Here is a 20,020-nt window from a genome sequence, read left to right as displayed (position 1 = left end):
CCAGGTGAGCGAGCCGTTTAGCCGAGGCGTTGATACCATCGGCTAATCGGTTCGGCGATGCTTTTCGCTTGCTCTGTATGCAGGTTATGCCCACCTTCCAGCGCCATAAGGTGCACACGAGGGGCTACGTTAGCCAAGCGGTCGGCAAGTGCATGAAATTTAGTATCCTGCCGACCTGAAAAGTAACCAATGGGAAGTGACGTTTCAGCCAGCCACGGCCACTGAGATGACTGCCTGCCGAGCGACGTGCTTCGCAGCATTGTCGCCACGGACGGGCCATGATTGGCCAGCCGTCGTTCAATCTGCCGCGCTCGCTGCGTATGCGTAAGGTCAGCAAAGACGGATTGCCGATACCAGTCGGTAAGCACGCGTTCAAGAGGTTCCAGTGCAAAACGTTGTGCCCAGCGTGCATCATGAGCAATACGCTCATCGCGCTCGCTTTCCGGCAAGCCTGGATGAGCGCTCTCCAGCCAAAGCGCCTCAAGCCCCGCAGGTTGGCGGCTGGCGTGATCAAGCGCCAAACGCCCTCCCAGCGAGTAGCCCAGCAAGCAATAGCGGCGAATATCCTGCGCGGCCAACGTATCGGTTAGCCAGTGATGAAAAGCGGAGAAAGAGTTGACCGCCACCTGGTGATTTTGGCCGTGGCCCGGTAAATCCAACGCCAGGCACGGCACATCTTTCAACGCGGCGATGACCTCCGCCCAATCGTAGCGATCACCTAACAAGCCGTGCAGCATAACCAGCGTTGGGCATGGCTGGGCGTGCTCTTCATGTTCAGTCTTCATGGTTATCGAGCCTACCCAGCGTTGCCGCCAGCGCCACAAGATCGTCTGCAACCTGCTGATGCGGCACGTTAATCTCAATCAGTGTAACGCCACTTTCCAGGGCATGGGCATAGGTCGCATCGAAACTTTCCAGCGAGCCAGGTGCAGCGTAGGCAAGCCCAAACATTTGCGCCACGTACTCAAAGTTCAAACCGTGTGGCTGACGGAAATAATGCTCAAGTAGCTCACCTTCCTTAGGCACTGGCAGCATATGAAAGATGCTGCCGCCGTCATTGTTAAGAATGATCACCACCAGCGGTTGAACGGCCTGCTTCAACAGCGCCAAGCTATTAAGATCATGCAGCGCGCTGATATCGCCCACGATCAGTGTGGTGGGCTGGTCACTGGTAGCACTGGCGCCGTAGGCCGTGGCGATCAGCCCATCGATACCGGAAGCCCCGCGGTTGGTAAATACCCGCAAAGGCGCTGTGCGGTACGTACCCAGCATGTTCATCAGCCTTGCGGGCATACTGTTACCGACAAACAGCTGCCCGGCTGCCTGCTGCAACACCCGATGACAAATGCCCAGCTCTGAAAAGGTGTTACAGCGTTGATTCACGATATCGCTGATGCGCTGTTGGCACTGGTTAAGCTGGTGCCAAGGCGTGCGCTCAGCACCTGTCCCAGTCTCACGCTCATGTTTATTTTCAGGTTCAAGCGCGGCCACCACAGCCTCGGGCGGGCAAACGAAGCGGCGCTTAACGCTGTAATCAGGGTCGAGCCGCTGGGGGCGCGAGTCCACCAGCCAAACATCCTGCCACGAATGGCGAGCAATAAACTGCGTCAGGCGCTTGGAGATAAGACGCCCACCAAATTGCAGCAACACATCGGCCCGCTCCAACTCCTCGACAAAATGTGGATCGTGCAGCGCCAGGTCAAAATGAATCACGTTTTGGCGGTCAAAACGTATCTGGCTTTGTAGATCCGCCAACAGTGGCCAGCCTAATCGACGTGATAACGTCACCACCTGCTGCGCCTGGTGCGGGTCATCTATACATCCCGCCACGATAACGCCTCGCTGACACGAAAAATCTGCCCACTCGGTAGAAAACACAGGCGCTTGCGTACTGGATACCCACTGGCTCCACGGCACTGAAGAGGCCAACCAGCTTCCGAGAGGCGCCAGATAATCCGAGGCATCCTCTCTCTGGTGGCCGGGGTAAAGAGGCTCGCGGTAGCGGCAGTTAAAATGCACAGGGCCTGGCGTACGCTGCTGTTGATCAATGGACTGATCAATAGTGCTGAGTAGAAACGCGGCGTTCAGTTCGGGGCCAGGTAGCGGAAGGTCGTGATGCATCACGGTGTGACGAGCAAAGATGTCGCGCTGGTCGATGGCCTGATTACTGCCGTTATCCAGTAATTCAATAGGACGGTCGGCTGAGAGCACTACCAGCGGCACACCCATTAATTTGGCTTCCACAACGGCAGGATACAGATTGGCAACCGCCGTACCCGAGGTGGTGATAACCGCTACCGGGCGGCCGCTTCCGCGCGCAAGACCCAGTGCCATAAAGGCCAGGCCACGCTCGTCAAAATGGCAGTGGCAGCGAAGCCCGGCATGCTCGCTGGCCGCCATGGTGAGCGGCGACGAGCGCGAGCCAGGCGCCAGCACAACGTCGCGCATGCCCAAGCGGTAAAGCTCCTCAAGCAGCAGCGCGGCCCACACATGGTTAAAGGTAGCGTGCTGAAGCGGAAAGCCGCGCGGCATGGCGTTCGCGGTCATTGGTATTACCCCATGTTGAGCAGCGACATAATGTCGGCAATTTTGTTGTCCAGCTCGCGCCACTCTGCATCAGGCTGAGAGCCCGCGACAATGCCCGCACCGGCATAAAGGCGAATTTCATTAGCGCCGATATGAGCACACCGGATCGCCACCGCAAGCTCCGTACTGGCCAGGCTCACCCGGCCAAACACACCGGCGTACCAGCCCCGCTGGTGGCGTTCGTGCTGTCGAATAAACGCCAGCGCCAATGCGCGAGGAACACCGCCTACCGCTGGAGTAGGCGGCAAACTGGCAAGCAGCGCCTGGTCCGTCACCGTGTGGTGCAACTCAGCATGAATAAGGCGGCGGATATGCTGCACAGAGCGCAGCTTGAGAACATGGGCCTCCCCGGTTTGAACAACGTGGGACAAGGGCTCAAGCTGGGCAAGAATATCCTCATAAACGCACTGGTTCTCCAGGCTATTTTTCGTATCCGCCAGCAGTGCCTCGGCAAGGTGTTGGTCCTGCTGTGCATCAGCGCCACGTTGGATGGTGCCCGCTAGCGCCTCGGTTACCAGCTGCGTACCTTCTCGCTGATAAAGGCGCTCCGGTGGGCAACCAATAAAGGCGATCTCTGAATCCCACTGAATGCCCAGTTGAAAGCACGCCGCCGCCTCTGCCTGCCAGCGTTCCAGCAGTGCCCAGGGCGATGGTGTTTTCGATGCGTCGTCCGCGATGACCAAGCGCGTCTCTCGCGATAACACCACTTTGGGTGTGTGGCACAGCTGATCAGCGTGGGTCACCTGGGATACCCACGCTGACCACTCCTGCTGGGCAGGGGCGTCATAACGTAAATAGGCATGCGGACGCAGAGGGGGTAGCGGTTGTTCTTGCTGGAGACTGGCTAAAAAGGCGCGGGCTTCGGCTATTTCGTGATCGCCGCAGCGATCGTCAAGGCGCAGATTGAGCGTCAATAGCGTCCTCTGTTGTGAGCGCTTGAGCTCAACACGCGGCAATATAAAACAGCAGTTTTTGAAATGTGCCCAGCCGGGCGATGTAGCATCAAACGCCATACCGCCGAAATAGTCCGGCTGCTCACCTGGCAAGGTCGCGAGTTTGGCAAGGTCGGCCTGCAGCATCTCAAGCGAGTCGGCCGCGCTGACCACACCTAACGTAGCGTACTCAGGTGCACCGGTGTCACGCGCTTTCCAGTAGCCGCGCGGAAAAACCGTTTGCGCTTCCAACCATCCCATCAGGCTATCAACGCGGTAAGGCACGCTCAGGCGTATAACACCCTGAAGGGACGACACAGACAATGCATCAAGCCGGTCCATAAGCTCAGCGACAGCGCTTTGGCTGTTCATATGCGCCAACCCGTAAGCGACGCTGCTGCCTGTTACCCAGCGCATGTGTTCAGACAATCAGTGGCCCCGCGTCTCAGGTAAACCGGATGCGGCGCGCAATGCCCAGCCTCTGCTTGATATAGGGCAGAACCCAACGGTCCCCCCCAAAATGGCCAGCGTTCGCGCCCGCTACCAGCAAGAAAAAGGTTAACGCAATCATCCATGGGTTGGTGGAGACCGTACCCGCCATCAGAAACGACATATTCATTACAATAGCGAAGAAGCCTGCAAAGGAGGTCAGCATCCCCACGATCAAGCCCAACCCCACGAGTATTTCGCCCAGTGGGATCACCACATTAAACATACCCGCATAGGGCAGCGCAAAATGCTCCAAAAAAGCAACGTAGTTGGGATACACCATGCTCCCTTCCCGCATCACAGGATTCGCCACCGCGTTACTCAGGAACCCTTGCGCATCAAAACCGCCCGTCAGTTTGCCGATTCCCAAACTGAGCCAAGTAATCCCAAGATAAAGCCGGAAGGCTAGCCAAACAAGCGCTGCATATTTGCTTTGTCTAAATAAGTCGCCGATCATCAAATTAACTCCTGTTAAGAGGGATTAACAATAGTTTGCGATAAGACACCGCTGCTTCTTTTGACGCAGGTCTGCTTTTTAGCACTTAATAATACAGTGACACGCACGCCCTTTTAGTCATTTAACGTCATCACGACCAGGACACCGAAGCAATGGATCAACCCGACAAGCACCGCCCGTTCCAGGTTTGGTTATTAGCGGCCCGGCCTCGTACGCTTCCCTTGGCATGCGCCTCTATCCTACTTGGTTCAGGCCTTGCGGCGCACGCACAGGGGTTTAATCCGAGCGTGCTACTACTTGCCCTGCTAACGGCGATTGCCCTGCAAGTGCTTTCAAACCTGGCGAATGATTACGGCGACGCGGCGACGGGAGCGGATGATCACCAGCGCATAGGCCCTGTTCGCGCTGTCTCGTCAGGATTACTGAGCCCTCGCGCTATGCGCGGTGGAATGGTGGTGATGGCAGTCGTTGCCGCCCTGTGTGGGCTGTTGCTACTGCTGACGGCTTTTGGCAATCAGTGGACGTCCATTCTCATCTTTATTCTTCTGGGTGCTGCCGCGCTGCTGGCCGCGGTCACGTATACCGTAGGGCTGGGCGGTACGCCGTATGGCTATCGTGGACTGGGAGATATTGCGGTCTTTATCTTCTTCGGCTTGTTAGGGGTTCTCGGCACGTACTACCTGCATGCACAACAACTGGACGGGCTTACACTACTGCCCGCGGCCGCTTGCGGGTTGCTGTCAACCGCTGTATTGAACGTGAATAACGTGCGCGATATCGAAAGCGACGCGCGCAACGGCAAGATCACCCTGGCGGTGCGCTTGGGCCGCGCTAACGCCATTACCTACCACTGGATATTGCTGGCAATGGCGCTGCTGCTCACCGTGATTTATCTGGTCGCACTGCCCGCCCCCTGGCTTAGCTGGAGCTGCCTACTGGTTGCCAAACCGTTAGCAGATGCTGCCAGAACGCTACACCACGCCACCGACGGTGAAACGCTTACCGGCATGCTGAAAAAAACCGCGCTATCGACGCTGATTTACAGTGTACTACTATCACTCGGCCTGGCGCTCTATTAAAGAGGCCAAGCCGCTGGCCCCGTGCTTAAAGCACGACCTCATACCCTTCAAATTTGGGCCGGCCCAGATAGATACCTTCCGGTGACTTGGCGCCCGCATGAGCCTTGCGAAACGCCTCTGACTGGGTCCAGGCGCGGAAAGCCGCTTCCGACTCCCATACACTGTGAGAAATAAATACGGTGTGCTCGTCCTGGCTTGCGCCCTGCAACATCTTGAACTGCTTGAAGCCGGGTACTTCATTCAAGTGCGAATCACGCTTACGCCACACCTCTAGAAAATCCTCTTCGCGGCCTGGGGCAATCTGAAAACGGTTCATGGCGATATACATGACAACTCTCCTGCTGGGTTGATCCTGCCAAGTTAGTTACGCGGCGACAACTTGATGGTAACGTCACCATCAAGTAACGAACAGCTTAGGCTTTTGAAGAAAGCTGCTTGCGCTGCTGATAGTGCCCACGCTCTATTATCTGCCAACACCAGCGGATGCCAACAAGCCTGAAGTGCTGGATTAACCTTCTCGTTGCCTGATCGGCAGCCAGTGGTTTGGCTGTCGCCGGTTGATCCCCTAGCCCGCCCCCCCCAGCAGGCAAATGCTGTTGGCGGGGGCGGGCTATAGATGCCTAACGCGGCGTATTAGCCAAGCGCTTCCAGCGACTGCTCGATAATGCTCAAGCCTTCTTCCAGCACTTGAGAAGACACGGTCAACGGCACCAGAATACGGATGCTGTTGCCATAGAAGCCACAGGAAAGCAGGATCAACCCTTTCTCGCGCGCTTTCGCACAAACTTGCTGGGTCATCGCAGTGTCGGGCTTGCCGTTACTATCCAAAAGCTCGAACGCGGCCATGGCGCCCAGCTGGCGGCCATGAGCAACCGCGGGGAAGTGCTCTTCCCATACGCCAAAACGTTCAGCCAGCAGGCGGCCCATCTGCGCGCTGCGCTCAAGGATATTTTCTTCCTCAATCACGTCAATGACCGCCAGCGCCGCCGCGCAGGAGAGCGGGTTGCCGCTGTAGGTGCCGCCGAGCGAGTTGGGGCCGGAGGCATCCATTACCTTGGCCGAACCCACAACCGCTGAAAGCGGCATGCCGTTGGCTAGGCTCTTGGCGGTGGTCAGGATGTCCGCCTCGATACCGCTATGTTCGAGGGCAAACAGCTTGCCGGTACGCGCAAAGCCGGACTGCACTTCGTCAGCAATCAGCAGAATACCGTGCTCGTCGCACAGCGCGCGCAGCGCTTTCAGGTAATCCGGTGAGGCGATATAGAAGCCGCCTTCGCCCTGTACCGGCTCGATCACAATCGCCGCTGTGCGGTGCGGGGCGATGTCGGTCTTGAACAGCGTACGAATGGCATCGAGCGAAGCTTCTTCGCTGATACCATGCAGCGGATTAGGGAACGGCGCGCGGAACACATCGCCGGGCATGGGGCCGAAGTCATTCTTGTAGGGCAGCACCTTACCGGTCATGGCCAGCGTCATCATCGTGCGGCCGTGAAAGGCACCGTCAAAGGTGATGATGCCGGTACGGCCAGTAGCGGCGCGGGCAATCTTCACGGCGTTTTCCAGCGCCTCGGCACCGGTATTGACCAGCATCGCCTTGCGCTCGGGCCCGCGTACCGGGGTCAGCTCGCAGAGTTTCTGGCACAACTGAACGTAAGGCGCGTAGGAGATTACCGCCGCGCTGGTATGCATGACCTTATGTAGCTGCGCTTCTACCGCTGCGACGATTTTCGGGTGGCGATGGCCCAGGTTGAGCACACCGATACCGCCCGCGAAATCGATCCAACGGTTGCCATCGGCATCCCACAACTCGGCGTTCTCAGCGCGCTCGGCAAAGGCCGTATTTGGAGTCGCTGCACCGTTGGCTACATAACGGTTTTTCAGTTCGTTCAATTCGTGATTGGTCATGTTCATTCCCCTTATAAGCCGCCGACGCAGACGTATTTCAATTCAGTAAATTCATCGAGACCGTGGTGAGAGCCTTCGCGGCCCAAGCCGGACTCTTTTACACCGCCAAACGGCGCAAGCTCAGTCGAGATCAGCCCTTCATTGACGCCGACCATGCCGTATTCAAGCGCTTCCATGGTGCGCCAGATACGGCGGTAATCCGTGGCGTAGAAGTAGGCCGCCAAGCCGAACGGCGTATCGTTAGCCATCTGGATGGCCTCTTCATCGCGCGTAAACCGGAACACCGGCGCGACGGGGCCAAACGTTTCTTCATCAGCCACGGCCATGGCGGTCGTCACATCGGCGAGTACCGTAGGCGTAAAGAAGCGAGCACCGGCTGCGTGGTGCTCGCCGCCGCACATCAGGCGCGCACCTTGGTTCATGGCGTCGTCCACGTGGCGCTGCACTTTATCGACCGCGGCCTGATTGATCAGCGGGCCAATGACGCTGCCGTCTGCCAGGCCGTCGCCTACTTTCAGCGTTTTTACCCGCTCGGTAAGCTTGCTGACGAACGTATCGTAAATGCCATCCTGGACCAGAAAGCGGTTGGTGCAAACGCAGGTCTGCCCGGCGTTACGAAATTTGGAGGCGATCGCACCATCGACAGCGGCATCTACATCGGCGTCGTCAAACACGATAAACGGCGCGTTGCCGCCCAGCTCCATGGCGGTTTTCTTGACCGTGCTTGCGCACTGGGCCAGCAGACGCTTGCCCACCGGCGTGGAGCCGGTGAACGATACCTTGCGTACCCGCGGCTCGGTGGTCAGCACTTCGCCTACCGCTACCGGTCTTGAGGCGGTGACTACATTGATAGTCCCCGCGGGTAGGCCCGCTTCCAGCGCCAGATAGGCCGCGGCCAGCGCTGTTAAAGGCGTGGCTTCAGCAGGTTTGATCACCACGGTGCAGCCGGCGGCGAGTGCCGGGGCGCACTTGCGGGTAATCATCGCCAGCGGGAAGTTCCACGGAGTAATCGCGGCGACCACGCCGATCGGCTCGCGCAGTACCAACAGACGCTTGTCGGCGCCGTGGCTGGGCAGGGTCTCTCCGGCCATGCGCTTGGCTTCTTCAGCGAAAAACTCGATAAACGAGGCGCCGTAAGTCACTTCGCCCTTGGCTTCCGCCAGCGGTTTGCCCTGCTCAAGCGTCATCAACCGCGCAAGATCGTCAGCATGTTCGGTGATTAGTTCAAACCAGCGGCGCAGCAGCGCTGAGCGCTGTTTGACCGGGGTAGCGCGCCAAGCGGCACCGGTTTCATAAGCGGCAGCGACGGCATCACGGGTATCTTCCGCGCCAAGCTCTGCGACACGGGCAATCGTCTCACCGGTGGCGGGGTTATCCACAGCAAAGGTTTCTTTTCCGGTGCGCCATTCGCTACCGATCAGGGCGGGAACGGCGTCGTGCAACCACTGTTCGATAAAGCTCATACAATGCTCCTCTATCTCAGGTTCATGGGCTCAGGTTCATAGGCTCGTAGGACGGCTTATAGATCCGCCATCATGTGCTGGTCGCTATAGGCGCGGCCGTAGGTGAACAGCGCGTGGATATACAGCGCGATGCCCAGTACCGACCAGCCGGCAAAAATGCTCCACTCAGCAGCGCTCAGCGCCGCTGGGCTTCCGGGCAAATAGAGGCAAGCCATACCGAAGGAAAGAACGATAGCCAAGGTACCGCATAGTTTGCCGTGGCGGATGCGGAACGGGCGCGGCATATCCGGCTCGCGCACACGCAATACCACAAAGGAGATCGCCACAAACAGATAGGCGATCACGATACCCAGACCGCCAGCGTTAACGATCCACACCAGCGCCGGGCGGCCAAAGAACGGCGCGATGCAGGAAAGAAAGCCCATCAGGAAGATAGCGTTGGTAGGCGTTTTATAGCGCGGGTGCAGCTTGCCAAAGGGGGCCGGCAGCATGCCGGCTTTAGCCAGGGCATAGATGGCCCGCGAGCCGCCAATGTAGAACGCGTTCCAACTGGTAATGATGCCCGCGATACCGGCCATGACCATCAGATTGCTGGCCCAGGGAGCATTAAACAGCGCGCCCATGGCGTCCGGTACACTTAAGGAGCTTGCGGCAAGCTCAGAACTGTCAAGCGCAAGGCTGGTCGCCAGAATGATCAGCGCATACCACACGACCGCCAGAATGACCGAGAGCATCAGCACCTTGCCGATGGCCTTATAAGGCAGATTGATCTCTTCTGCGGCCTGGGGAATCACGTCAAAACCCACAAACAGAAAGGGCACCATGACCAGCACTGCAATGATTCCGGCTACGGTACCGTTATCGCCATGGGCAAAAAGCGGCAGCATGTTGATGGTTTCGCCTTCAAACAAGGCACCGGTCACAAACATCACGCCTGCCAGGAGAATCATGCCGGTAACGACTTTCTGTACCAGCGAGGCGGTAGTAACGCCAAAGTAGTTGATCAGCATCATGGCAAGCGAGCCACCCACACCTACGGCCACCCAGGTGGCTTTTACTTCCCAGCCGGCAATCGTCCACAGGTGCCCGACGGCGTAGTTAGGCGCTAAGTGTTCGATAACCGTGGGCAGTGCGACGGCTTCAAACGCCACCACGCTTAAGTAGCCAAGAATGATCGCCCAGGTGCATAAAAAGGAGGGCAAATGACCCAGAGCGCGATAGCTATAAACGTGCTCGCCGCCCACTTTGGGCATGGCGGAGGCGAGTTCGGCGTAGGTCAGGCCCACGAGTACAATGGCTAAACCGCCCACGATAAAGGCTAGAATAGCGCCCAAGCTGCCAGCCGATTGAATCGCCGTGCCGGTAAGAACGATCCAGCCCCAGCCAATCATGGCTCCAAAGGCGAGTGCCAATACATCGCCACGGGCGAGTACCCGTACGAGCTTATCCTGTTCAGAAGAGGGAGTGTTCATGGCAAGATTCCTGCAGGTTATTGGATGTTGTCGTTGGCGCTCTATGGCGCAGTATCCTGATGCCGTTTCAACGGTATCTAAACACGCTAGCAGGCTGGACGCAGAACGCGTACACACCACTTTCGTGTTTGACTAGACCACTTTTCACGCGCACCAGCTTGGTGCGCAATTGACTCGCGTTAATCGTTTGAAAGCTTGCGCTATTAGGGCTTTTGGAGGAGGTAAAGGAGCTTTTCATGGAGCGTGAACAGGTCGTGCACCAACTTGTGCATCTTTATGCACTCCAGCCCGAACGGCTAAGCAAGCAGGTGCGTATCGAACAGACACTGCGCTATGCGATTACCCAGGAGTGGCCTGCGGGGATGCGCTTACCGGCTCACCGCAAGCTAGCGGAAGGCCTAGGTGTCGCCCGTCAGACACTGGCATTAGCGATCAATACGCTACTTAACGAAGCCTTGCTTAAAACGGCCCACGGCCAAGGCACCTGGTCCCGCAAACCAGCAACCAAACCTGCTGTTTTTACTCAGGAGCGTCCACTTTCCCAACGCGCACAGAAAGTGCTCCAAGGCCCAGGAGCCAGCCTTATCCAAAGCGGGGCTTTTGTGCCCGGCATCCCGGATATCGCCCAGTTCCCCATGCGTAAGTGGCGCCAGCTGTATGCCAGCGTGACCGTGCCGCAAAACGCTTTGCTGCTCTCCTACTCGACCGGCGGCTATGGGCCGTTAAAGCGTGCGATACGTGATTTTCTGGAACGCTGGCGCAATATTCGCTGCGACATTGATCAAATTATTATTACCGATGGTACGCACAACGGTATTGAACTGTGCGCCATGGCCTTGGCGGATGTTGGGGATACCGTGGTAATGGAATCGCCCTGCTACTGGGGGGCACGCAACGTATTTACCGCCGCGGGTTTAAACATTGAAATGTTGCCGTGGCAGCCCGGCCAGGGCCATAGCCTGCCCGCAACGTCTGGCCCTGTGCAGCTTACTTATCTCACTGGCTCCCACCACTATCCGCTCAGTGTGCCTACCAGTGCCCACGACAAGCAGCGCCTATGCGATGCATTAGCGCCTGCGTACATCATTGAAGATGATTACGAGTTCAGCCGCGACGACCATACCAATCTGCTGTTTGATCCACAGTCTGAGCGTCACTTTTTGGTTGGCTCTTTTTCCAAAATGATGTTCCCCGGACTACGGCTGGGCTATTTGGTAGTACCGCGTCAACTATCCGAACCCATGAATCGTCTGCGTAGCGAGCTGTTTCGTGAGGGGCGCATGCTGGACCAGGCGGTGCTTGCCCAGTTTATCTTCGATGGTGATCTTGACGCTTGGTGCCGCCGTATTCAGCGCGACTACCTAGGCCGCCAGCAGGTGATGCATGATCAACTGCGTACCTTGCCGCAAGTGAAGCGTATTTCACCGCCCAGTAGTGCCATCAGCCTGTGTGTAGAATTTGAACCGCCTATTGATGACGTACAGCTTGCCCAAGCGCTGCTTAAGGAGCATTTGATCGTGCGTCCTTTAAGTCCGGTATGCGCCGCGAATGATTCACGCGCTGGCTTGGTAATGGGAGTGGGTATGCTTTCAGGTGAAACGCTGGCCCGCGAGGCGCAGCGGCTGCGCCGCTGTCTGGAAAACCTGTTACCCTAGCCGCTTATAAAAGCCTGATATTAATAATCATAAAAAAGTCAGTGACGACAATATTATCCACAAGGAACTCATCATGCTGCGCCCTGTTGATAGTTTTTCCGCTGCGACTTTATCTTGGTGCATAATATTACGCACCTGGGGACTGGTAGGCATCGTTCTGCTGCTCTCTGGGTGTGCGACCTTTGCCCCCAACCCACCACAAGACCAGAGTAATATTTGCGAAATTTTCCGCGAACAGCCCACCTGGTACGACTACGCGCGCGACTCTCAGGAGAAGTGGGGAACACCCATTGCGACACAAATGGCGTTTATTCAGCAGGAGTCTTCCTTTAAAAGCCACATTCGTCCTGACCGCAAGTATTACCTGGGCTTTATCCCCGGCCCCCGCCCCTCTTCGGCAAAAGGTTATGCCCAAGCGCAAGACCCGGTATGGGGAGAGTACCGAGAGCAGGCAGGTAGCTTGTTTGCGCGCCGCACCAGCATGAAGCACGCCACCGACTTCATCGGCTGGTACAACCACCGATCTCAGCAACAAGCAGGCATTTCATTAACCAATCCTGAGCATCTCTATTACGCCTACCACGAGGGCGCAGGCGGGTATCGACGTGGCACGTACCGAAATAAGCCTCAGGTAATCAACGCAGCACGGCAAATCGTCACTCGCACAAACCGTTATCAATCCCAGCTCAATGCCTGTGAAGCCGAGTTTCAATGCCGCCGCTTTTATCAAGTCTGGCCCTTTTGCCGTAGCTAAGAAGTTTTATTATGTCCCTACTAATCGGTTCGTTCTTTGTTTTTGTAGTTTTTTTTACCTCGATGTTATCGGGTATCTTCGGCATGGCGGGCGGGCTGGTACTGATGTGGTTTCTGCTGCTCGCGTTCCCGGCGGCCAGTGCCATGGCCGTGCATGGGGCCATTCAACTGACCGCTAACGGGTCGCGGGCATGGTTATCGCGGCGGTTTATTGTCTGGCGAACGGTCGCGTTTATGACGCTAGGCGTAATAAGCGCCGCCGGGCTACTGATGCTGCTCGGCTATAGTGCTAATGCCGCCACGGTGTCACTGTTAATTGGCTTGATGCCCATTCTGGTGTGGATGCCCAAACGTTGGTTCCATCTCAACGCCAACCGAACGAGCCACGCACTGCTTTGCGGCATGGCATCGGGTGGGTTAACCATTGCCGCTGGGGTGTCCGGACCACTGATCGATATCTTCTTTGTACGCTCTCGAATGGACCGTCGTGAAGTGGTGGCCACTAAAGCAATGATTCAGGTGGTCGCCCATAGTATTAAGATTCTCTTCTACCTGAGTGCTGCGTTGGCACTGGGCGCTGGGGATTGGGGCATGGTATTGCTGGCTGCGCCGTTGGCTATCCTGGGCACTCAAGTAGGGACACATGTGTTACATCGCCTTACCGATGCCAACTTCCGTACATGGACACGCTGGATTGTGACCGGTATTGGCATTTTCTATTTTGCCCAGGGGGCATATTTGTTGAGTCAGTAAATTGACCGTTCCGGCGTGAGTACATTAAGGCGCATACCATTTATTGACACCTCCATTAACTGGCGCTATCGTCTCGATAGATGAAAATGAGAAACACTCTCTTTCTCTTATCGACGACTTGTTGACGAAGTGCAGGCAAATGACATGACCAGTGAGCAGCGACAGCTTCGCCAAACTCTTGGGTTCTTACGAACCTCGTTCGAGGCGATTCAACACTCAATTGCAGGCCGCCTAAACGACCCGCTGCCCTGCTGGCTGGATACAGGGATGCTTTCGATGCTGGCCGGAGAACTTAACCGCTGCTGCAAAGAGGCCAAACCGCTATTTTCCCCTCAGGTAGTTGAGCAAATTTTTCTCGCCGCCCAACAGTGCGAGCTACTGCTGAAACAGTGCCCTGGTGTACTCAGTAGCGCTATCTGCCACCGGCAGTTAGCCGCGATTATGCTCCCGCTCAACAATGCCCTTCAGCTAATCGTCATGCCTCCTAAGCGGCGCTGGCCTTGGCAACGAGATTGAGTACATCACTACTCAGACACTTCATTAGTCCGCCACGCTGTTAATCGACTGCGCCATCAATGAGTCATTCAAACCCCATCTTTATCAAGGTGGGGTTTTGTTTTGTGCCTGGTGGCCTCATAACAAACCACACAGAAGAGTGGTTGGCGCTTACTAGTAAACTGGTCTATTCTGTCATCACTTTGAAGCAGTGCACGCAACAGGAGTTAGCTGAATGGCATTTGAAGCACTTTTTACCCCGGCCCAACTCGGTAGTCTGTCGATTCCTAACCGCGTCATCATGGCGCCGCTCACTCGCGCACGCACACCGGATAGCGTGCCTGGCAAACTGCAGCAAGCCTACTATGGGCAGCGGGCTGGTTCAGGCCTGATTATTAGTGAAGCAACCAATATCTCTCCCACTGCCCGTGGTTACGTCTACACCCCAGGCATTTGGACCGATGAGCAGGAAGCGGGCTGGAAGGAGGTCGTCAACACGGTGCATGCCAAAGGTGGCCGAATTGCTCTGCAACTTTGGCACGTTGGGCGTGTTTCCCACGAGATGGTGCAACCCAATGGCGAACAGCCGGTCGCGCCCAGTGCGCTTAAAGGTGAAGGCGCCCAGTGTTTTGTTGAGTTTGAAGACGGTAGCGCAGGCCAGCACCCCACCAGCACACCGCGCGCGCTGGAAACCGACGAGATCCCCGGCATTGTGGATGACTACCGCCAAGCGGCGGTGCGTGCCAAGCGTGCGGGTTTCGACATGATCGAAGTGCACGCGGCCAATGCGTATTTGCTGAATCAGTTCCTGGCCACCGGCACTAACCAGCGTACCGACCAATACGGTGGCTCGCTGGAAAACCGTGCGCGCTTCCCGCTGGAAGTGGTCGATGCCGTTGTTGGCGTATTTGGCGCTGACCGAGTTGGCATTCGTATGACGCCGTTTATCGAGCTGTTTGGATTAACCGACGACGAGCCTGAAGCGATGGCGCTCTATATGGCGGATCAGCTTTCCAAGCGTGGCCTTGCCTATTTGCATCTTAACGAGCCTAACTGGGCCGGTGGCGACATTCAGTTCCCTGACGGTTTTCGCGAGCAGATGCGTGAGCGCTTTAGCGGCAGCCTGATCTACTGCGGTAACTATAACGCCGAACGTGCCGAGGCCCTGCTCGATTCAGGTAATGCGGAAGCCGCCGCCTTTGGCCGTCCGTATATCGCCAATCCCGACCTGGCTGAGCGTTTTTATAAGAACTCACCATTGAATGAGCCTGATCACGCCACCTTCTACGGTGGCGACGAGAAAGGCTATACCGATTACCCATTTATGGATAACGGTTATGATCGTATTGGTTAATATGCCGACGTAAATTGCGTGTTCATAACAGCAAAAAGCACCACTTGTGTGGTGCTTTTTGCATATATCTTAGTGCTAGAACGCTGTTAATATACAAATTCTGGTTACCAGTTCACTTAAACGTCATAACTACCGCTGCTTTTTAAACAGGTTTGAATGCCGATGGATAATAATAACACCACTGTATTACTACTTTCTGTGGCCTCATTGCTACTGGCTGGCATTGCTACCGCTATTTTTATCTACATTGTGGTGCCTTGGCATAAGCGTCGGCGCGCCCGCGCTATCGCACGCAAAATAGCGGCTAAAGCCGCCGCAACCCCGCCAACGCCTGAACCTATCGTTGAGCCAGAAGCAGCAGCTAAGCCCGCCCAAACGTTTAAACAGCATTCGCTGTTTATTCTTTTTAATCAGCCGGGAGAGAGTACTGACCAGCGTTTGGCCGAGTGGCTGAAAAGCCATAATGCCCAGTACGATTCGCTCAAGCACGTGTTTTTGATTAGTGGCCAACAGCCTGCCAACCCCATCACCGTCACGAATGCTTTTTTGCTGGGTGAGCTGCCCGACTTGTACCGGGATGAGCAAGGCACTGAAGCGGTTCGGGGTATCAGCTTGATCGTTAAACCACCGCTGCACAAACGCCGTAATCAGCAGATGCACGTGTATGTGGAGCTTGCCAAAGAAGTAGGCAGCCTTTTAAACGCGGATGTATTGGATATCCACCACCAGCCGGTAACGGAAGCGACCTACGCCACCATTATCGGCTGATGAGTTCACGCTCAATACCTTAGCCGTTGATGAGTGCGCTGTTTACACCACGCCCTGGCTGCGCAGGTAATCGTCATAGCTGCCGCTGAAGTCGACAATGCCGTCGGGCTGCATATCGATAATACGTGTGGCGAGCGACGACACGAACTCGCGGTCGTGGCTGACAAACATCAGCGTACCAGGATAGTTTTCCAGCGCCAGGTTTAGCGCCTCAATGGACTCCATATCCAGGTGGTTGGTCGGCTCATCCATCAGCAGTACATTGGGGTTGGTCAGGGTTAACTTGCCAAACAGCATGCGCCCCTGCTCACCACCGGAAATGACCTTGATGGACTTTCCAATATCGTCGCTTGAGAACAGCATGCGCCCCAGCGCGCCGCGTACGACCTGCTCGCCACCCTGGGTCCACTGTCCCATCCACTCGAAGAGTGTCATATCGACGGCAAAGTCGTCGGCATGATCCTGGGCAAAGACGCCTACTTCGGCCGCATCGGTCCACTTCACTTCGCCTTTATCGGGGCGCAGATCACCTGCCAGGGTTTTCAGCAGGGTCGTTTTGCCTATACCGTTGGGGCCGATGATCGCAATACGCTCACCGGCTTCGACGGTCATGGAGAAGCGCTCAAACAGCGGCGCACCGTCATCGTAGCCTTTGGTAATCGCGTCAACATTGACCGCATTACGGTGAATCTTCTTGTTCTGGTCAAAGCGGATAAACGGACTTACCCGGCTGGAAGGCTTGATGTCTTCGAGCTTGATTTTATCGATCTGGCGCGCCCGCGAGGTGGCCTGCTTGGCTTTCGAGGCGTTCGCCGAAAAGCGGCTAACAAACTGTTGAAGCTCAGCAATCTGGGCTTTTTTCTTGGCGTTATCCGAGTGCTGACGCTCACGCGCGGCAGTTGCTGCCGTCATGTAGTCGTCATAGTTACCCGGGAACAGAGTGATCTCACCATAATCCAGGTCCGCCATATGCGTACATACGCTGTTCAGGAAGTGGCGGTCGTGAGAGATGATAATCATGGTGCTGTTACGCGCCGTCAGAATATCTTCCAGCCAACGGATCGTGTTGATATCCAGGTGGTTGGTAGGCTCGTCGAGCAGCAATACATCAGGGTCTGAAAAGAGTGCCTGGGCAAGCAGCACGCGCAGCTTCCAACCGGGAGCCACTTCACTCATTGGGCCGGTATGCTGCTCAATGGGAATCCCCAAGCCCAGAAGCAGCTCACCGGCACGGGATTCGGCAGTGTAGCCATCCAGCTCAGCGAAGCGTACTTCCAGGTCGGCCACGGCCATACCGTCTTCTTCGCTCATTTCCGGCAGGCTGTAGATGCGTTCGCGTTCCGCTGCAACCTTCCAAAGCTCGGTATTGCCCATGATCACAGTGTCGATGACCCGCTCATTCTCATAGGCGAACTGGTCCTGGCGCAGCTTGCCCAACCGCGTGCTGTTATCCAGCATGACCTGGCCGGAGGTTGGCTCAAGCTCGCCACCCAGAATCTTCATAAAGGTCGACTTGCCGCAACCGTTAGCGCCAATCAGCCCGTAGCGATTGCCGTTGTTGAATTTGACGGAGACGTTCTCGAACAGAGGCTTGGCCCCGAACTGCATGGTGATATTGGCGGTTGCGATCAAGATGGTGACCCTGGTTAGCGGAGTAATTGCGCGTACAAAGGCTCGCGATTCTACGCGCTCTTGGACAACGTTACACCCTTCGCCTAACGCAGTGTGCTACCGGGCGCGGGCAGCTCCAGCAGAAAGCGTTGCCCATCAATCGCTTGGCATAGCCGAGAGTGCAAAATATCGACAATACCGGAATGTTCACCGACCAGCCTTGTGGCCACAACATTAAGCGCAGGGTGACGCTGTTGAGCGTCCTGGCAAATCTCGGCAATATCACCCTCTTCTCCTGCATGCCTGCCCGGCGAGAGAAACAGCATCGCCAGAACGACCGGCCCATCGTGAAAATCGGGATTATTCAGCAGGTTTTGCAACAGCGGCTCGTTAAAGCGATACGCCTCACCTTCACGCCGTTCCATGGACGCTGCGGCCACGCAAGCAACCTCATCCGCTAACAGCACGCTCAACTGCCCGGCCAGCCGATTGCGCACGGCCGTAACTTCAGGAATAGGGCTGCCATGGTCGACAAGCGCAACCCGGGGGCGCGTATCGTTAAGATGCTCGCGTACGTTGTCAGCCAACAGCCTGGCCAGCCGCAGATCGTTATCCCCCCGTTCGTCCACCAACGGCTGGGCAACTCGCGCACTCACGTTAGGAAAGCGCGCTTGTAGGGTCGCCATACGTTCGGGTAGATAGTCGGTCAAGGCCTTGCTTGGCCCAAAAAAGAACGGCAAAACGATGATCTCGGTAGCCCCTTGCTCCGCGCTGCGCTCGGCGGCTGGCCCAAGGGTAAGTGCGGGAGTGCCCCCTAGTTCATCAGCCGGGATTTTATGGGAGTGGAGCAGTGACGCGGCGCACACCGTCTCGCCTGTTTGTTGGCTGAGCAAGGCCGCTATACGGCGTAAATTGCGGGTGGCGGCCGGGCGTAATGAGCCATTATCGACCAGAAAAATAGCGCGCATGAGTGCTCCAGGGGAGAGTACCCGATCATGTTACCATGGCATTTTAAACCACGTGACGGGGCCCATGTTGATCGATACTACTGCCATCAACCAGCAGCGCCACTGCTTCGATGCAGATGCGGAAATCTGGATTTTCGGGTACGGATCGCTGATCTGGAAAGCGGACTTTCCCTTCCTGGAAAAACGCAGTGCTTATATTACCGGTTGGGAGCGCCGCTTCTGGCAGGGTTCCCATGATCATCGTGGCACGCTGGAAGCGCCTGGTCGCGTGGTCACTCTCACGCCTGTCCCAGGGGCTATTTGCCACGGCATGGCCTACCGCATTACTCCCGAGACGTTAGCGCCGTTGGATCACCGTGAGAAAAATGGCTACTTGCGCGAGTTAACGCCCCTGTTTTTTACGGACAATGTTACGGACAGTGACTCAAGCACTAACGAGGGTGATCAAGCGCAAACGCAAGGGCTGGTGTATCTGGCAACCGACGATAACCCCGCCTTTCTGGGCCCAGCGCCGCTTGATGATATGGCCCGCCAGATTGCTCACGCGTCTGGCCCTAGCGGCCCCAACCGTGACTACCTGGTTAACCTGGCCCAGGCACTGCGGCATTTAAACGTCGATGATGCGCATATTTTCGCGTTGGAGCAGCAGTTAAACCGCCTTTAGTTGCACTATCAATCGTACGGACACTACCAATAGCGCGGATAGCGGCGATGGCGTGCCAGGTTATTAACCAAAATTGCGATCGCCAGCATCACCACGCTGCCCATACCAATAGGAAGCAGCGGGTACCACCAGCCCAGATTATGCACACTGGCACCGCCACCTACCGCAATAAGCGCCGCAGCAGCGCCGGGCGGATGCACCGTATGGGTTAATTGCATAATCAGAATGGAAAGCGATACCGAAAGCGCCATGGAAAGAGGCGTTGCCCCCAAAAGCTGGTAACAGCCCACCCCAATACACGCTGACAGGACACTGCCAAACAGCACATGGCTGGGCTGCGCAAACGGACTTTCCGGTGCGGCATAGATCAGTACCGACGTTGCCCCAAACGAACCCACAATCAGCAACTGCTGGGAAAGCCATGCCGAGCTTAACCAGCAAATCACCGCCATACCGGTAAATGCGCCCAACCATGACCATACAGCATCCTGCCAACCTACCCGATTGCGCTGAATACGTTCGCCCCGCATTTTGCCAAGATACGTTTTCATCTCGCTCTCATTGCACTAAAGAAGTGCGAAATGATGGCAAATTGCACCAAATAGGCAAATGATAA

19 protein-coding genes are annotated in these 20,020 nt (G+C 56.4%); 8 read left to right on the top strand and 11 right to left on the bottom strand.

The window, feature by feature from the left end; translation table 11 throughout:
* Window positions 1-17: 17 nt before the first annotated feature.
* The 4 genes from menH to ACT3TJ_RS06985 are packed head-to-tail and all read right to left on the bottom strand — an operon-like array spanning window position 18 to window position 4,464.
* Complete coding sequence (gene menH / locus ACT3TJ_RS07000) at window positions 18-785, bottom strand: 2-succinyl-6-hydroxy-2,4-cyclohexadiene-1-carboxylate synthase (RefSeq protein ID WP_192528233.1); 768 nt, start codon at window positions 783-785, stop codon at window positions 18-20.
* Window positions 775-2,547, bottom strand: coding sequence for a 2-succinyl-5-enolpyruvyl-6-hydroxy-3-cyclohexene-1-carboxylic-acid synthase (gene menD, locus ACT3TJ_RS06995; RefSeq protein ID WP_444665535.1), 1,773 nt, complete (start codon window positions 2,545-2,547; stop codon window positions 775-777). Before menD ends, menH begins: the two co-directional genes overlap by 11 nt.
* Before the next feature lie 5 nt (window positions 2,548-2,552).
* A complete protein-coding gene (locus tag ACT3TJ_RS06990) occupies window positions 2,553-3,947 on the bottom strand; it encodes an isochorismate synthase (RefSeq protein WP_444665533.1) in 1,395 nt (464 codons plus the stop codon).
* 16 nt (window positions 3,948-3,963) lie between these two features.
* Window positions 3,964-4,464, bottom strand: coding sequence for a DoxX family membrane protein (locus ACT3TJ_RS06985; protein ID WP_444665531.1), 501 nt, complete (start codon window positions 4,462-4,464; stop codon window positions 3,964-3,966).
* Between the two features lie 152 nt (window positions 4,465-4,616).
* Between ACT3TJ_RS06985 and ACT3TJ_RS06980 the strand changes: the two genes are divergently transcribed.
* Complete coding sequence (locus ACT3TJ_RS06980) at window positions 4,617-5,543, top strand: 1,4-dihydroxy-2-naphthoate polyprenyltransferase (protein ID WP_444665530.1); 927 nt, start codon at window positions 4,617-4,619, stop codon at window positions 5,541-5,543.
* A 25-nt stretch (window positions 5,544-5,568) separates the two neighbouring features.
* Here the strand turns inward: ACT3TJ_RS06980 and ACT3TJ_RS06975 are convergent, their stop codons facing one another.
* The 4 genes from ACT3TJ_RS06975 to ACT3TJ_RS06960 all read right to left on the bottom strand — a co-directional run bounded on the left by ACT3TJ_RS06975 (window position 5,569) and on the right by ACT3TJ_RS06960 (window position 10,383).
* Window positions 5,569-5,871: an antibiotic biosynthesis monooxygenase family protein gene (locus ACT3TJ_RS06975; RefSeq protein ID WP_444665529.1), complete on the bottom strand. Its 303-nt coding sequence runs from the start codon at window positions 5,869-5,871 to the stop codon at window positions 5,569-5,571.
* A gap of 305 nt (window positions 5,872-6,176) precedes the next feature.
* Window positions 6,177-7,448 carry a 4-aminobutyrate--2-oxoglutarate transaminase gene (gabT, locus tag ACT3TJ_RS06970; RefSeq protein ID WP_444665528.1) on the bottom strand — a complete coding sequence of 424 codons (1,272 nt, stop codon included), beginning with the start codon at window positions 7,446-7,448 and terminating at the stop codon, window positions 6,177-6,179.
* A gap of 11 nt (window positions 7,449-7,459) precedes the next feature.
* On the bottom strand, window positions 7,460-8,911 hold the full coding sequence (locus tag ACT3TJ_RS06965; RefSeq protein WP_444665527.1) for an NAD-dependent succinate-semialdehyde dehydrogenase: 1,452 nt from the start codon (window positions 8,909-8,911) through the stop codon (window positions 7,460-7,462).
* A 56-nt stretch (window positions 8,912-8,967) separates the two neighbouring features.
* Complete coding sequence (locus tag ACT3TJ_RS06960) at window positions 8,968-10,383, bottom strand: APC family permease (RefSeq protein ID WP_087110932.1); 1,416 nt, start codon at window positions 10,381-10,383, stop codon at window positions 8,968-8,970.
* A 236-nt stretch (window positions 10,384-10,619) separates the two neighbouring features.
* Here ACT3TJ_RS06960 and ACT3TJ_RS06955 point away from each other — a divergent pair, with 236 nt between their 5' ends.
* From ACT3TJ_RS06955 to ACT3TJ_RS06930, 6 genes are all read left to right on the top strand, one after another.
* Complete coding sequence (locus tag ACT3TJ_RS06955) at window positions 10,620-12,038, top strand: aminotransferase-like domain-containing protein (RefSeq protein ID WP_087110930.1); 1,419 nt, start codon at window positions 10,620-10,622, stop codon at window positions 12,036-12,038.
* A 73-nt stretch (window positions 12,039-12,111) separates the two neighbouring features.
* Entirely contained in the window at window positions 12,112-12,792 is a 681-nt protein-coding gene (locus ACT3TJ_RS06950) for a transglycosylase SLT domain-containing protein (protein ID WP_192528240.1), read from the top strand.
* A gap of 11 nt (window positions 12,793-12,803) precedes the next feature.
* Window positions 12,804-13,544 (top strand): sulfite exporter TauE/SafE family protein, encoded by a 741-nt coding sequence (locus ACT3TJ_RS06945; RefSeq protein ID WP_192528241.1) that lies wholly within the window; start codon window positions 12,804-12,806, stop codon window positions 13,542-13,544.
* Between the two features lie 144 nt (window positions 13,545-13,688).
* The gene (locus ACT3TJ_RS06940) at window positions 13,689-14,060 is read left to right on the top strand and encodes a hypothetical protein (RefSeq protein ID WP_192528242.1); all 372 of its coding nucleotides are present in this window, start codon (window positions 13,689-13,691) and stop codon (window positions 14,058-14,060) included.
* Between the two features lie 214 nt (window positions 14,061-14,274).
* Entirely contained in the window at window positions 14,275-15,393 is a 1,119-nt protein-coding gene (locus ACT3TJ_RS06935) for an alkene reductase (protein WP_192528243.1), read from the top strand.
* Between the two features lie 162 nt (window positions 15,394-15,555).
* Window positions 15,556-16,161, top strand: a complete 606-nt coding sequence (locus ACT3TJ_RS06930; RefSeq protein WP_444665526.1) for a cell division protein ZipA C-terminal FtsZ-binding domain-containing protein — start codon at window positions 15,556-15,558, stop codon at window positions 16,159-16,161.
* A gap of 42 nt (window positions 16,162-16,203) precedes the next feature.
* Here the strand turns inward: ACT3TJ_RS06930 and ACT3TJ_RS06925 are convergent, their stop codons facing one another.
* Window positions 16,204-17,793 carry an ABC-F family ATPase gene (locus ACT3TJ_RS06925; protein WP_192528245.1) on the bottom strand — a complete coding sequence of 530 codons (1,590 nt, stop codon included), beginning with the start codon at window positions 17,791-17,793 and terminating at the stop codon, window positions 16,204-16,206.
* An 83-nt stretch (window positions 17,794-17,876) separates the two neighbouring features.
* Window positions 17,877-18,740, bottom strand: coding sequence for a sirohydrochlorin chelatase (locus ACT3TJ_RS06920; RefSeq protein ID WP_193054691.1), 864 nt, complete (start codon window positions 18,738-18,740; stop codon window positions 17,877-17,879).
* Window positions 18,741-18,804: 64 nt separating this feature from the next.
* Here ACT3TJ_RS06920 and ACT3TJ_RS06915 point away from each other — a divergent pair, with 64 nt between their 5' ends.
* A complete protein-coding gene (locus ACT3TJ_RS06915) occupies window positions 18,805-19,404 on the top strand; it encodes a gamma-glutamylcyclotransferase (protein WP_172117873.1) in 600 nt (199 codons plus the stop codon).
* 23 nt (window positions 19,405-19,427) lie between these two features.
* Here the strand turns inward: ACT3TJ_RS06915 and ACT3TJ_RS06910 are convergent, their stop codons facing one another.
* Complete coding sequence (locus ACT3TJ_RS06910; protein ID WP_172117872.1) at window positions 19,428-19,955, bottom strand: HPP family protein; 528 nt, start codon at window positions 19,953-19,955, stop codon at window positions 19,428-19,430.
* Window positions 19,956-20,020: the final 65 nt, after the last annotated feature.

The sequence above is a fragment of the Halomonas sp. AOP30-A1-24 genome, from assembly GCF_052378165.1.
GTDB lineage: Bacteria > Pseudomonadota > Gammaproteobacteria > Pseudomonadales > Halomonadaceae > Vreelandella > Vreelandella citrativorans.
This window is presented reverse-complemented; position numbering and strand designations above follow the sequence as displayed.

Coding starts and splice junctions, on each gene's coding strand:
- ACT3TJ_RS06915 (WP_172117873.1), top strand. CDS start 18,805: ATGTTGATCGATACTACTGCCATCAACCAGCAGCGCCACTGCTTCGAT.
- menH (WP_192528233.1), bottom strand. CDS start 785: ATGAAGACTGAACATGAAGAGCACGCCCAGCCATGCCCAACGCTGGTT.
- ACT3TJ_RS06980 (WP_444665530.1), top strand. CDS start 4,617: ATGGATCAACCCGACAAGCACCGCCCGTTCCAGGTTTGGTTATTAGCG.
- ACT3TJ_RS06950 (WP_192528240.1), top strand. CDS start 12,112: ATGCTGCGCCCTGTTGATAGTTTTTCCGCTGCGACTTTATCTTGGTGC.
- ACT3TJ_RS06985 (WP_444665531.1), bottom strand. CDS start 4,464: ATGATCGGCGACTTATTTAGACAAAGCAAATATGCAGCGCTTGTTTGG.
- ACT3TJ_RS06945 (WP_192528241.1), top strand. CDS start 12,804: ATGTCCCTACTAATCGGTTCGTTCTTTGTTTTTGTAGTTTTTTTTACC.
- ACT3TJ_RS06965 (WP_444665527.1), bottom strand. CDS start 8,911: ATGAGCTTTATCGAACAGTGGTTGCACGACGCCGTTCCCGCCCTGATC.
- ACT3TJ_RS06935 (WP_192528243.1), top strand. CDS start 14,275: ATGGCATTTGAAGCACTTTTTACCCCGGCCCAACTCGGTAGTCTGTCG.
- ACT3TJ_RS06975 (WP_444665529.1), bottom strand. CDS start 5,871: ATGTATATCGCCATGAACCGTTTTCAGATTGCCCCAGGCCGCGAAGAG.
- ACT3TJ_RS06955 (WP_087110930.1), top strand. CDS start 10,620: ATGGAGCGTGAACAGGTCGTGCACCAACTTGTGCATCTTTATGCACTC.
- gabT (WP_444665528.1), bottom strand. CDS start 7,448: ATGACCAATCACGAATTGAACGAACTGAAAAACCGTTATGTAGCCAAC.
- ACT3TJ_RS06910 (WP_172117872.1), bottom strand. CDS start 19,955: ATGAAAACGTATCTTGGCAAAATGCGGGGCGAACGTATTCAGCGCAAT.
- menD (WP_444665535.1), bottom strand. CDS start 2,547: ATGACCGCGAACGCCATGCCGCGCGGCTTTCCGCTTCAGCACGCTACC.
- ACT3TJ_RS06960 (WP_087110932.1), bottom strand. CDS start 10,383: ATGAACACTCCCTCTTCTGAACAGGATAAGCTCGTACGGGTACTCGCC.
- ACT3TJ_RS06920 (WP_193054691.1), bottom strand. CDS start 18,740: ATGCGCGCTATTTTTCTGGTCGATAATGGCTCATTACGCCCGGCCGCC.
- ACT3TJ_RS06940 (WP_192528242.1), top strand. CDS start 13,689: ATGACCAGTGAGCAGCGACAGCTTCGCCAAACTCTTGGGTTCTTACGA.
- ACT3TJ_RS06930 (WP_444665526.1), top strand. CDS start 15,556: ATGGATAATAATAACACCACTGTATTACTACTTTCTGTGGCCTCATTG.